The organism is Methylomarinum vadi, from assembly GCF_000733935.1.
Lineage (GTDB): Bacteria > Pseudomonadota > Gammaproteobacteria > Methylococcales > Methylomonadaceae > Methylomarinum > Methylomarinum vadi.
In genome coordinates, this window is the sequence record NZ_JPON01000001.1 from 3,496,865 (window position 1) to 3,509,311 (window position 12,447).

Sequence of the window (12,447 nt, forward strand, 5' to 3'; positions counted from 1 at the left end):
TTAACCTCATTAACGGTTTTTAAAGCGGCGCATTGTTTTTGCCGGCATATATATTCATAGTTGGAAATAAGATTCATCGTAATCAGTGCGCCAGTTCGATTCAACTTAGACAAAGGCAAACTTTTCGACATCGTCGTCGGCGAACAGCGATAGGGCTAGTTTTACGGCCCCCAGTCGAGTAAGGGGCATGGCTTACTCATTGTCGAGGTAATCTTTTTTACCGAGTTCGACTCCTTGATGGCGGAGTATGGCGTAGGCCGTCGTGACATGAAAATAGAAATGGGGAATGATGTTAGCCAACAAATAATCTCGCCCCGTATAAACGACTTCTTTGTCCGCTAACTTGAATGTAATCAGTCGATCATGGCTATGGTCGATCAATTCGCTATCGATTCCTCGCAAAAAATCAGTGGTCTTGCGTATTTTCTTCTTGAAGGCGTCGAATGTGATTTCATCGAATTCGTATTGGGGTGAGTTAATCCCAGCCAAGCGCGCAGCGCACGTTTTCGCCATGTCGGCGGCGATTTGAATTTGTTGGCTGAGCGGATACATATCCGGCGCCAAACGGGCGTCGAGAAGAACGGATTCATCGATACCTTCGGCTTCGGCATAAGATCTGGCCTTGTCGATGATCGACGATAAATTACCAAGCATACGAATAAAATGGGGAATAGAGGCTTGGTACATGGAAATAGACATAGTTCGTTCGACCATTAACGGTTAGCGTTGTAGCGACAATATGGATTGAACGTCCATTTGAAGGATTTCGGCTCGACTAAATAAAGCCGAAAGTCGCTATAGACAAACTTCGATTTTGAGGCTGTTCGAACAGCAAATCCTGCGATTGTTTTGATTAGCCATGAACTCATGTCCGGTCGAATTTTTAGTCGACATTCATTCGGCCTCATCGAAAAAGAAAAGCCTCGAGGACCATCGTCGCCGGCCCAGTCTTTTCGTATCCCAAGCAGTTTATGCAGATCAATCTGCACCAGATTGCCCAGGACCGGCATGTCCTTGGGCCCGGTAGCTGAGATAAGCTTCGAGGCGGTTGGACTTCGGACGTAAGGCAGCGTTATCGTTTTTGGGAGACCGTTAAGCCATACCGATATCGGCACAAACACAACGCAGTCGGTAGTTCTTATCGGCCGGATAAGAATTCTATATCATAAAATGGTATGAATGACAGCTTCGACATTAATATCACTTATGAATCTTAAAAAAACCATCGTTTTCTTCCTGCCTATAGTTTTGTTGTTAATGACAGCCGTTATCGGAATGCCCCAAGGTGATCGCAATGCCTATCTTTGTTTGTTGCTAATGGGCTGGATGGTTGTGTGGTGGGTCTTCGAAGTGTTACCGCTTGGCATTACGGCCCTGATTCCGCTTTGTTTTTTGCCATTATTGCAGGTCATGCCCATCAAACAGGTCAGTCCTTTTTACGCGAATCCTGTCATTTATTTGTTTTTGGGTGGTTTTATGATTGCGCGCGCGTTGGAGAAAACGAAACTCGACGAGCGTATTGCCTTGAAGATCTTACTGGTTACAGGGCGATCGGATGTGGGCATCATCACCGGGTTTATTATCGCGACGGCTTTTTTAAGCATGTGGATCAGCAACACGGCGACGACCGTCATGATGGTGCCGATTGCCCTGTCGGTGGTCCAGTTTTTAAAGCAGAATTTGCCTGAAAATTCCCGTCGAACCCTGCAATCGATGACGGTCGTGTTGTTTTTGTCGATTGCCTACTCCGCCAATATCGGCGGCATCATGACGCCTATCGGGACGCCGCCGAATGTCGTGTTCATGGGGTATTTGGATGAGCTTTACGCACGCAAAGTTGATTTTTGGCAATGGTTCGTCGTTACAACGCCGGTGGCTATCGGGTTATTGGTTATTATGCTTTATACGTTAAAACGCATGTATCGTTTTGCCGTGCCGATTCCTCCGGGGTTTAAAGACTTTATACTGGAAAGAATCGCGGCGCTTGGACGTATCGATAATCCACAAAAAGTCACGATCGGCGTTTTTATATTGGCAGCCTTTTTATGGATAGCGAAGGGCATGATCCATTATTTGCTAGGCTTCGAATTCCTCAATGATACCTCGATAGCCATCTTTGCCGGCATCTTATTGTTTTTAGTGCCGACTAATTTTGAGGAAATGGCCCCGGTTTTAGACCGTAAGGATATCGCCCATTTGCCGTGGGATATCGTGTTGCTTTTCGGGGGAGGAATGGCTTTGGCGGGTTCTTTAAAAGAAGTCGGTCTTATTCAGCTGACCACGGAGTATTTCGCCTCGATCGATTTTGCTAGTCCTTACTGGTTAATCGTGACGCTGGCGGCTATTTCCTTGTTTCTTACCGAAGTCATGAGCAATGTCGCTCTATGCGTGGTGGCGTTGCCAATGATTATGAAGCTGGGAGAGGCGCAAGGCCTCGATCCCGTCCTCGTAGCGCTACCGGCGGCGCTTTGCGCCAGTTTTGCCTTTAGCATGCCGATTTCGACGCCCCCCAATGCGATCGTATTTGGGACTCAAACCATTACTGTCAAGCAAATGTTGAAAGCGGGAATGTTGCTGAACCTGATTGCCTTAGCTATCACCATGACGCTGGGATTCGCATTGTTGAAAGCGATGATTGAATAACATGCCGAATTATGTTTAATGCCGGGTATTAGCAAGATGTGAGAAGCCGGAAAGAATTGGAGGCAATTATAGAGTTTTTCGCATCGACTTTTGTTTTAACGGTTTCGGGTATTTCCTTTTTTAGCGGTCTCGAGGCCTGTTGAATAATTTAACAGCTAAGGCTTCGGCTAGATAAGGTTCATCCTCAAGGCAGAGCTCCATGAGGCGACGCGAATATTAACGTGTTGTCGTGCGAAAATGCCAGTTCCGAAGCTTTGCAGAGCAAGCCTGCATCTGATAGAGCGCAGATGCAGGCGGTAACAGATGCGTTAATTGTCTTTATAGACCACTTTATTCCGCCCCGACTTTTTGGCGGTATACAGGGCATTGTCGGCCCGGGCGATAAAGCTTTCCGGGCTATCGTCGATTTTCAACGATGTCGCGCCTATCGATACGGTAACTTTACCGATGGAACGGCCATTGTCCTTTTGCTTAAGTTGGTTGCTGGCCAAGGCTATTCTGATTTGTTCCGCTATTGCCAATGCCTCTTCAAGGTGCGTGTTAGGCATGACGACGGCCATTTCTTCGCCGCCGTAACGGGCGGCTAAATGATGTTCGGCGACATGGTTTTTTATCAGGCCCGCGGTAAAGCGTAATACTTTGTCGCCAATCAAGTGGCCGAAAGTGTCGTTGACTTTTTTGAAGTGGTCCAGGTCGAGGATCAATAAACAATGGGCCGAATCAATCGAGTTGGCCACCAGTTCATGCAAAACGTTATCGAAAGCTCGCCGATTTATTAGGCCGGTCAAGGCATCTGTCGTTGCCATTTCCCGGACCTTGGTCAGCTCGTCACGTAACGAAGCCAGTTCCTGGTTGGCTTCGTAGAGTCTTGATTTCAAGGTATTACTAATTTCGAGTAACTGTTGTGTTTCGGCGACGATGCCGGAAAGTACTGTTTTAACTTGGGAGAGATCGTCTATTTCCTCTAATTTCAAGGAGTCGACTTGGACATTTTCGCTAAAACTAGCAACTTGGTTGCCGGAATTCTGGACGGTTGATGTAGTTTTGTCGATCAGCGCTTGTAAATCGAAATTGATTTTTTCGAATGACTCTACCGATGCGTTGCAAATATAGGTTTTATAAAGATTCAGACTGATTTTGTCGTCTAAAGGAATATGTTGGTTTATCAGGTCGTCGATGGCCGCATTCAGTTTCCTATTATTTCCGGCTACATATTCATACCAGATCGCATAATTAATGGGATGGGCGGAAACCCTGTGTTTCATCATTAACGGCACGCTTTGCCTGAGCAATTGTGCGTTATATTCGGGACAGGGATCGTAACTGGGCAGAAAGGTAGTGATTTCGGTCATCTTTGTCAGTTAAAAAATAAGTCCGAATGTAAGAATAGACCGACGAAGGTAATTTGCAATCTTTGATGAAAAAAATTATGCAACCGCTTAGTTTGCGAATTTTGAAGTGTTTCTCTTTCTATTTGATCAAGGCGCTTGATGGCGCCCACATCGGCAAGGCGATGGGGACCATGGCTAATAATTTTTTGAATTTCTGCTGTTACGAAATATCAATGGTTTTTCATCGCTTGACAAGGCCGTCGCTCTGGCCGAATCGATCGCCTCCTGAATCACATGGTGCTGCGGCGATTTGCTGCAGACGGGGTCGGTCGCGTACATATCGCCGGTCATCAGGTAAGCTTGGCAGCGGCAACCGCCGAAATCTTTTTCCTTCTCGTCGCAACTGCGGCAAGGTTCTTTCATCCAGTCATAGCCACGGAAGAAATTGAACGCCTTCGAGTCGTTCCAGATTTCCTCGATGCTGTAGTCTTTGACGTTGGGGCAGTCCAGTCCCGGCAGTTCGCGCGCCGAGTGGCAGGGCAGGGCGACGCCGTCTGGGGCAATGGTCAAAAATGTCGTGCCCCAGCCGTTCATGCAGGCTTTCGGCCGGTCTTCGTAATAGTCCGGGATGACGTAATAGATTTTCATCTTGCCGGCGACTTTTTCCTTGTATGCCTGGGCGATCCGTTCCGCCTCCTCGAACTGTTCCTTGGTGGGCAGCAGCAGATCGCGGTTGGCGTGGGCCCAGCCGTAATACTGGGTATTGGCCAATTCCAGATAATCGGCGCCCAGGTTTTCGGCCATTTCCAGAATCTGCGGCATTTGATGGATGTTTTCGCGGTGGATCACGACGCATAGCACCATCGGGTAGCCGTGTTTCTTGACCAGGCGGGCGACTTCCTGTTTATGCTGGTAGGATTCGGTGCCGGCGATATGATCGTTCAGTTCCTGGGTGCTGGCTTGGATGCTGACCTGGATATGATCCAGTCCCGCTTGTTTCAACTCGATGATCTTGTCTTCGTTCAGGCCGTAACCCGAAGTGATCAGGTTGGAATAATAGCCGAGTTCGCGGGCATGCTTGACCAATTCGGGCAGATCCCGGCGCGTTAACGGTTCGCCGCCGGAAAATCCCAATTGCACCGCGCCCATTTTGCGCGCCTGCGTCAGCACCCGTTTCCAATCGTCGGTGCTTAGTTCATCCGGATAGTTGGCATAGTCCAGCGGATTGGAGCAATAAGGGCATTGCAGCGGGCATTTATAGCTTAGCTCCGCCAGCAGCCAGCGCGGCGGCGTGATATTAGGGTTGTTGGATCCAGCCATTTTTTATAGCGACGTTAAGAAAGTTACTGATATCGTTGGTCAGACCGCTGGTGGAAAATTTTTGTTCCAGTTCGGTCACGATTTCGTCTAGTTTACGGGTGCCGTCGCACAGCTTGAGGATTTCGGCGGAGCTTTGATTCAGTTCCACCATGCCTTCCGGATAGAGGATGACGTCTTTTTGCTGCGCTTCCTCCCATTGCAGGCGGTGCAGGGGGGAGAAGCTGATGGTTTGGTTCGGATCGATGCTCATTTTTCAATTTGCCTCGGGCAAAGGCGCGTTAGCCGTTAAATTTCATCGCACTAGTAGGTTGGGCAAAGGCGAAGCCGTGCCCAACGGAACAAAATCCTGTCGTACATGTTAGTGCTTAGTACGACCGAAAAACTGTCAGAACGATGTATGTTGGGCTTCATGAGATGAAGTCCAACGAGTTAGGTGTTCAGGAACTAATGGGCTGCGCTATCGCTGGACCCAACCTGCCAAATGCTTAATGTTAATTCTCGATATTAAAATACGGCGGCATGCCGTTGACATAGGCCAGGTACATGGCATCGGCCATGGTCCATAGCACGTCCAGCTTGAACTTCAGGATGTCCAGCATGCGTTCCTGCTGCTCGCGGGTCTTGTACCAGTCCAGCGTCAGTTGCAGGCCGTGTTCGACATCGCGGCGCGCTTCCGACAAGCGCTTGCGGAAATAGATATAGCCTTCCTGCTCCACCCACGGGTACATTTCCGGCCAGTTGTCCAGGCGTTGTTGGTGGATTTTCGGCGCGAACAGTTCGGTCAGCGAAGAGCTGGCCGCTTCGTGCCATTCGGAGCGGCGGGCGAAATTGACATAAGCGTCGACGGCGAAGCGCACGCCCGGCAACACATGTTTCAGCGAGGTGATTTCCTCGCGGGTCATGCCGACCGCCATGCCCAGTTGTATCCAGGCCTCGATGCCGCCGGGATCGCCGGGGTGGCCGTCGTGGTCCAAAATGCGTTGCACCCAGATCGCACGGGTTTCCCGGTCGGGACAGTTGGCCATGATGTTGGCGTCCTTGATCGGGATCATGATCTGGTAATAAAAACGGTTGGCGACCCAGCCTTGCAGCTGGGCTTTGTTCAGTTTGCCTTCATTCATCAGCGTATGCATCGGGTGATGAATGTGATAATACTTTTCCATGCCGCGCAGCTTGGCTTCGAATTCCTCGCGGCTCCAGGGTTTGTTATCGCAACAGCTCATGTGACTCCCTTATAAATCGATTTCTAAACCATCGTAAGACACTTCGATGCCGGCGGCGTCGAGTATTTTACGCTCCGCCGAATCTTCGTCCAGAATCGGGTTGGTGTTATTGATATGAATCAATATTTTTCGGGTATTTTCAACCTGGTTCAGCACTTCGATCATACCGCCCGGGCCTGATTGCGGCAGATGGCCGATTTCGCGCGCTCGTTTATGACTGATGTGTTGGGTGACCATTTCGTCGTCGGTCCAGAAGGTGCCGTCGACCATTAGGCAGTCCACTTCCTGCATCGCCGCCATGACATGCGGTTCGATCTCGCCCAGGCCCGGAGAATAATACAGTTTCTTGCCGGTGGATATTTGCTCGATGATGACGCCGACATTGTCGCCTTCGTGCGGGTCGTGGCGATGCGGCGAGTAGGGCGGCGCCTTGCTTTTCAGCGCATGAGTATAGAAACGCAGGTCGTCGATGGCGGGGATCGTGAAACTGCTGCCGTCGCAGGGAATCGGGTGATGGTTGACGGTGCAATAGTCCTTTAGCATCGTGAATAGCGGAAAGCCGGTCGTCAGGTCTTGTTTGACCATCTCGGTGCAATAAACATCCAACGGTTTGCCTTCGCGCAACATCAACATGCCGGTAGTATGGTCGATTTGGCTGTCGATCAACATAATGGCCTTGATGCAGGTATCGCGCACGCCTTCCTGCGGCTGGATGGCGGGAAACGCTTCCAGTTGCGCGCGGATATCGGGCGAGGTATTGAACAGCAGCCAATTTCTGTTGTCCGTGCTGACCGCGATCGAGGATTGGGTACGCGCCTTGCCGTTCATTTCGTTATGGCGCAAACGATGACAATTATGGCAATTGCAGTTCCACTGGGGAAATCCGCCCCCCGCACCAGAACCGAGAACTCTTATCTTCATGATGGATGTGTTGCTTTGATTGTAAACAAGGGCAGAATGATACGGGAATCAAAAGCGACAGGCAAAAAAAAGGGGCCTATCCGGCCCCTTTTTTCCTTTCAACCGTTTAAATTAACGGTTGTAGATGTACATAGTGACTTCAAAACCGAAACGCAGGTCAGTGTAAGCTGGTGTTTCCCATTTCATTGTAAATACCTCCAGAAGTTTTTTAGTTGTATGCTAGCTTGATCAAGTAAGCTGACTCAGAGTATACGATGAAGTTTTTTGTTTGGCAACATCGAGCGAAGTTTATAAACGCCATAGGCGGAAAAAAGGTTCATTTTATACTTGTCCCTTACCGAATACAGGGTTATATTTAACGGGCACACCATTTTTACCGGTCGCTAGCTGATAAGCGATTTTTATAACTAAAATAATTACTTGGAGGGAAATATGGGGAGTGTCGTCGAGATTGTATTCTTTATGCTGCTGATTGGCTTTATCGCATTCGCGCCGTTGGGATACTTTATTTATATGTATACCATGAGAAACGGCGAGCCGTTCGGCGATATCGAGCCGCACGGCGATAGCGAATCGCCCTTACTGAATATGGTGGCTAAAGTCATCAATTCGGTGAAAGGTGCCGCCGTCAAAAAATAACTAATCATTGCATCACCAGCAAAGCCGGAGTTGATCCGGCTTTTTTATGTGCGATAAAACGGTGTTACGACGAAATTAAGTTATCATCGTTGGGTCAATGTTTGCCCGGTTCCAGTTTGACGCCACGCCGCTCATGAGTGATATAGGCCTGTAACGCGATCATTTTGGGGTCGTCGGCCGCCAAGGGTTGTCCTTCCAGCGGATTTTTCAAGCACCAATTGACCATCTCCCACAATGGTACGACCTTGCCGATTTGTTTTTGGAACTTGGGATAGGTTTCCGGATGGGTATTGGCGGCGTTCGGATGGCATTGGGCGCAGGCGACGCCGTTGCTGCCCAAGTCGCCGCTGGTCCATAGCTCACGGCCTTGTTTGACCGTGTCCATGAACTGCTGCTGCCAGCGTTCCAGGTCGGCTTCGGTAAATTCGTCGGCCTGCGCCAAGGAAGACGAAAGCAGGGCGAAAACACCCAGTATAAGCAACATTTTTTTGCCAGATGAGCCTATTGTAGGACGCGCTGAGGCACGAAGCGCATCGTTTATCAACGCCCCGCCTTCCCTATCCGTTTCATTTCGATCGTTTATTACCAGGCTTTCATGAGCTTTAGGATTAGAAATTGCCATGTCAAAGTTCCTCGCTATGATTAATAATGGTGTTGCGGCGGAATGCGCGCGTCTTCTTCCTGATACTGGGTATCAAGCGGTTTTTTCTCGTCAGGGTTGAAGTGGACGCTGCGGTCTTTGTTGCTATAGAGGGTAAAGTTCAAGTCGACATGGCCGTTGTCCATGTTAATGAACTGCCAGCCGGTGGCGTCCCGCTCGAAGAAGGGGTCGGCGCGGTTCATCGGCACGGTTAGCTTGGGCAGATATTGTTCGGCCTGAGCGTAGGCCTGCGGATAAGGCCACGGCCAGGCAGTCGCCATGACCGAATGGAAGCTGATGTTGCCGATTTGGTTGTATTGAATTTGGTGGACATGGCCGTAGATTACCGACACCTTGGCGAACGGTTGCAGCAAGGCCTGGATTTGTTCGGCATCCTCGGTCCAGAAATTCCAGCCCTTGTAGATTTTCTGCAGCGGTGAATGGGAGAAAACCACGATCGGGGTGGTTTTGGCGACTTTGGCAAGATCCTGTTGCAACCATTTTCGTTGTTCGTCGCCGACCATGAACGGCGAACCGTTCGGGTTGTCGAGCCCGGCCATCTCCATCATGCGTTGTTCGTCGCTGGGCCAGCGGTTAAAGGTCCAGTCGTCGTAGGTACGGATGCTGTTGAGGACGATGAAATGCACCCCCTTATGGTCGAAACTGTAATACTGCGGGCCGAACAGTTTTTCCCAATACGCCCCCAGATCCAGATAATAATCGTGCTCGCCCATGACATATTTGACGTCGTGTTTCAGGGCCGACATTATCTCGGCGCCATGATCGAGTTCGGCCGGCTTGCCCAGTTGCGCCAGATCGCCGCCGAACATGACGAAATCCGGTTTCGGCGCCAGCAGGTTGGTTTCGGCCACGGCGCGAATCAGGCCGCGGTCCCAGTTTCTGACGAAGCGGCTGCCCTTGATCTGCTGGATATGCGCGTCGGAAATATAAGCGAAGGTGAAGTTCTGCCCGTCATCGGCGAAAGCCAGTTCCACTAGGCTGATCGGCAGGGTACCGGCCACGGCCAGGGCGCCGCTGTTTTTCAAGAAATTGCGTCGGCTTTTGTTGAATGTCTTCATGAGTCCGGTCTCCGTTAGTTGGATGGCGTGGCGGCTGTTTGTTGAGCGATCTGGGGACTGGTCAATGCCTCAAGAAACGAGACCAAATCGTCGATTTGCGCCTCGGTCAGGTTCAAGGGGCGAATGCCGCCGCTGAGAAAATCGTTTACCTTAGCCGAGGCCGGCGTCACGCCGCCGTTGTTATAATGAATAATGACATCTCTCAGCGTCTTTAGACTGCCGTCGTGCATGTAAGGAGCGGTCAACGCGATATTGCGCAGTGTCGGCGTCTTGAAGGCGCCGATTTCGGTAATATTGTCGGTGACGGCGAAGCGTCCCAGTTCGGAGGATTTTTTGTCGGTCAAGACCAGGGTGTCGACTTCGCCGCCCTGATTCTTGGCTTGCAGAAAGGCTGTCGCCAGCTGCGGCACATCCTCTTGTATGGCATTGATGCCGATACCGATATTGTGGAAACGGTTATCGGTGAACAGGGCGTGATCTTGTTCGATCGTATGGCAGGAGATACAACGCCCTTGGCCCAGAAATAGCTTGAAACCGCGCACTTGCGCTTCGGTTAGCGCGCTGGTGTCGTGGTTGAAATAATATCGGTCGAACGGCGAATCGCCCGAGATTAGCGTGCGCTCGAAACTGGCGATGGCCTTGGCGACATGGTCCATCGTCAATTGCTCGGCCGAGACGCCGAAGACATCGGTGAAAGCCGCTCGATAGTCGGGATCGCTACGAACGATTTCGAGAATCGGCTCGTGATTGGGCAGACCGCCCTCGACCGGATTGATGAACGGTTGTTTGGATTGTCCTTCCAGTTCGGGTTCCCGGCCGTCCCAGAACTGAGACGTGTAAAAAGCGGCGTTCAGTACGGTGGGGGCATTACGGGTGCCGGTCAAGCCGTTATTGCCGACGGACACGGCCAGATGGTCGGTGAAGGCCTTTTGTTCGTTATGGCAAGTGGCGCAACTCACTTTGCCGTCGATGGAAAAGCGGCTGTCGTGATAAAGTCTGTCGCCCAGGGCGATTTTGGCCGCTGTTTGCGGGTTGTCGGTCGGTACCGGTAGCGGAGGCAGGCCAAGCAAAGGGGTGTCGCTCGGTTCGATGGCCGTCGCCGTGGCGGTCGGCGCAGGACTGGTCGTCTTCGATTCCGCCGGGGCTGTCGATTCGGGCTGCTGATTGCAGGCCAGCAGGCCGACGCTCAGCATCAAGGTCAAGATAAAGCGCATGGAAACCTCCTTCGGTTTCTTGCCGAGAATAAGTTGGAGTCGTTGCAATGTAGTTCCTTTTGCTTGTTTGAGACTATAGCGGTGCTTCGGCTATAAGTAAAATTGATTGAATCAATTGATTCGATTGATTTTTTTGTCGAACCCGTATCACAACTATTTTAAATGGATGTCTAACGATGAAATTACCTACCGTCAAGCAGTTGCGCTACCTGATCGCATTGGACGAACATCGGCATTTCGGTAAAGCGGCCAGGGCCTGTCATATTTCCCAGTCGGGTTTCAGTATCGCCATCAAGGATCTGGAGGCTTTGTTAGGAATCCGCTTGGTCGATCGCACCAATAAATCGGTGACCATTACAGCTTTGGGCAAGCAGGTGGTCGCCAAGGCCAGAGTATGCTTGCTGGAACTGGAAAATCTGGTTGAGATTCAGGTTGATGGTCAGACCCCTTTGGCCGGCAAATTTACCTTGGGAGTGATTCCCACCGTCGCGCCTTATCTATTACCTCTGATGTTGCAAGGGTTGCGAGAGAAATTCCCCGAACTGAAGTTGTTTTTGAAAGAAAAGATCACGCCGTTGCTTTATGATGAATTGCTGGCCGGACAAGTCGATCTGATGCTGGTGGCATTGCCTTACGAATTCAAGCATGTCGAAATCATGCCCTTGTTCAAAGACCGTTTTTTTCTGGCGCACCATAAACAGACGCGTTGGCTAAAGAAAGGCAACGAGTTGCTCGACCAGTTACGGGAGGACAGCGTTTTGCTGTTGGAAGATGGGCATTGCCTGCGCGATCATGCCTTGTCGGCCTGTCATTTGCTCCACACCGACAAAATCAATCGCTTTTCCGGCACCAGCATTCATACCTTATTGCAGATGGTCGGCAATGATCTGGGCGTCACCTTCATCCCGGAAATGGCGCGACGTTCGCTGGCGTTGCTGAATGCCGAAGTTGAACTGCAAGCTATGGATGAAGACAGTTACCGGGAAATCGGCCTGGTTTGGCGTAAGAACAGCAGCCACGACGCCGAGTTTCGTTTGTTGGGCGAATACATCGCAAGCTGCGCCGCCAACGCGCCTCAATAAAAAAAGGTTCGAGTTACCGCATTCGGTTCAATACATGAAGGGAGGAACCGGCCGGACATCATGAAGCTTAATCTCGGCGTCTTCTAGCAATTCCTTGAAATGTTGAAGGGCTTGACGGGCGGAACGCAAATAGTAGGCTTTTTCCTCATGCTCGGCCTGTTTTAATTCATGCAGATAATGCGAGACGCTGTCTTTACTCTCCCGCAATGAGACTTGGCATTGTTCGAAGACCGCCAGGGCGCTGCTATTGTCGTGCGAAACGGTGCTTGCCAATTGTTCCAGCCGTCGACAGTTGGCTTGATATTCTTCGTTCAAGCTGGAATAGGTGTCGTTCTCATACATACGGTTTCCCTTT

The 12,447-nt window shown here is 50.6% G+C and carries 14 protein-coding genes; 3 read left to right on the forward strand and 11 right to left on the reverse strand.

Annotated elements, in window-relative coordinates:
* Nucleotides 1–192 precede the first annotated feature (192 nt).
* Nucleotides 193–714, reverse strand: a complete 522-nt coding sequence (locus tag EP25_RS0117400) for a DUF1993 domain-containing protein (protein WP_235185939.1) — start codon at nucleotides 712–714, stop codon at nucleotides 193–195.
* Between the two features lie 492 nt (nucleotides 715–1,206).
* Between EP25_RS0117400 and EP25_RS0117410 the strand changes: the two genes are divergently transcribed.
* Nucleotides 1,207–2,643, forward strand: coding sequence for an SLC13 family permease (locus tag EP25_RS0117410; protein ID WP_031435071.1), 1,437 nt, complete (start codon nucleotides 1,207–1,209; stop codon nucleotides 2,641–2,643).
* A 308-nt stretch (nucleotides 2,644–2,951) separates the two neighbouring features.
* Here the strand turns inward: EP25_RS0117410 and EP25_RS0117415 are convergent, their stop codons facing one another.
* From EP25_RS0117415 to pqqA, 6 genes are all read right to left on the reverse strand, one after another.
* Complete coding sequence (locus EP25_RS0117415) at nucleotides 2,952–3,995, reverse strand: GGDEF domain-containing protein (protein ID WP_031435072.1); 1,044 nt, start codon at nucleotides 3,993–3,995, stop codon at nucleotides 2,952–2,954.
* 174 nt (nucleotides 3,996–4,169) lie between these two features.
* Nucleotides 4,170–5,294: a pyrroloquinoline quinone biosynthesis protein PqqE gene (pqqE, locus tag EP25_RS0117425; protein ID WP_031435073.1), complete on the reverse strand. Its 1,125-nt coding sequence runs from the start codon at nucleotides 5,292–5,294 to the stop codon at nucleotides 4,170–4,172.
* Entirely contained in the window at nucleotides 5,272–5,544 is a 273-nt protein-coding gene (pqqD, locus tag EP25_RS0117430) for a pyrroloquinoline quinone biosynthesis peptide chaperone PqqD (RefSeq protein WP_031435074.1), read from the reverse strand. The genes pqqE and pqqD overlap by 23 nt, the downstream gene beginning before the upstream one ends.
* A 241-nt stretch (nucleotides 5,545–5,785) precedes the next feature.
* Complete coding sequence (gene pqqC / locus EP25_RS0117435; protein WP_031435075.1) at nucleotides 5,786–6,517, reverse strand: pyrroloquinoline-quinone synthase PqqC; 732 nt, start codon at nucleotides 6,515–6,517, stop codon at nucleotides 5,786–5,788.
* Between the two features lie 9 nt (nucleotides 6,518–6,526).
* The gene (gene pqqB, locus EP25_RS0117440) at nucleotides 6,527–7,438 is read right to left on the reverse strand and encodes a pyrroloquinoline quinone biosynthesis protein PqqB (RefSeq protein ID WP_031435076.1); all 912 of its coding nucleotides are present in this window, start codon (nucleotides 7,436–7,438) and stop codon (nucleotides 6,527–6,529) included.
* A gap of 111 nt (nucleotides 7,439–7,549) precedes the next feature.
* The gene (gene pqqA, locus EP25_RS23040) at nucleotides 7,550–7,624 is read right to left on the reverse strand and encodes a pyrroloquinoline quinone precursor peptide PqqA (protein WP_080524503.1); all 75 of its coding nucleotides are present in this window, start codon (nucleotides 7,622–7,624) and stop codon (nucleotides 7,550–7,552) included.
* A gap of 246 nt (nucleotides 7,625–7,870) precedes the next feature.
* Here pqqA and EP25_RS0117445 point away from each other — a divergent pair, with 246 nt between their 5' ends.
* Complete coding sequence (locus EP25_RS0117445; protein ID WP_031435077.1) at nucleotides 7,871–8,077, forward strand: hypothetical protein; 207 nt, start codon at nucleotides 7,871–7,873, stop codon at nucleotides 8,075–8,077.
* A gap of 94 nt (nucleotides 8,078–8,171) precedes the next feature.
* Here EP25_RS0117445 and EP25_RS0117450 read toward each other — a convergent pair whose 3' ends face one another.
* From EP25_RS0117450 to EP25_RS0117460, 3 genes are all read right to left on the reverse strand, one after another.
* Entirely contained in the window at nucleotides 8,172–8,561 is a 390-nt protein-coding gene (locus tag EP25_RS0117450) for a cytochrome c (protein WP_031435078.1), read from the reverse strand.
* 158 nt (nucleotides 8,562–8,719) lie between these two features.
* Nucleotides 8,720–9,796: a metallophosphoesterase gene (locus tag EP25_RS0117455; protein ID WP_031435079.1), complete on the reverse strand. Its 1,077-nt coding sequence runs from the start codon at nucleotides 9,794–9,796 to the stop codon at nucleotides 8,720–8,722.
* A 14-nt stretch (nucleotides 9,797–9,810) separates the two neighbouring features.
* Nucleotides 9,811–11,058 (reverse strand): cytochrome-c peroxidase, encoded by a 1,248-nt coding sequence (locus tag EP25_RS0117460; RefSeq protein ID WP_235185940.1) that lies wholly within the window; start codon nucleotides 11,056–11,058, stop codon nucleotides 9,811–9,813.
* A gap of 128 nt (nucleotides 11,059–11,186) precedes the next feature.
* Here EP25_RS0117460 and EP25_RS0117465 point away from each other — a divergent pair, with 128 nt between their 5' ends.
* Nucleotides 11,187–12,092, forward strand: a complete 906-nt coding sequence (locus EP25_RS0117465; protein WP_031435081.1) for a hydrogen peroxide-inducible genes activator — start codon at nucleotides 11,187–11,189, stop codon at nucleotides 12,090–12,092.
* 27 nt (nucleotides 12,093–12,119) lie between these two features.
* Here EP25_RS0117465 and EP25_RS0117470 read toward each other — a convergent pair whose 3' ends face one another.
* Nucleotides 12,120–12,434, reverse strand: a complete 315-nt coding sequence (locus EP25_RS0117470; protein WP_031435082.1) for a hypothetical protein — start codon at nucleotides 12,432–12,434, stop codon at nucleotides 12,120–12,122.
* Nucleotides 12,435–12,447 lie beyond the last annotated feature (13 nt).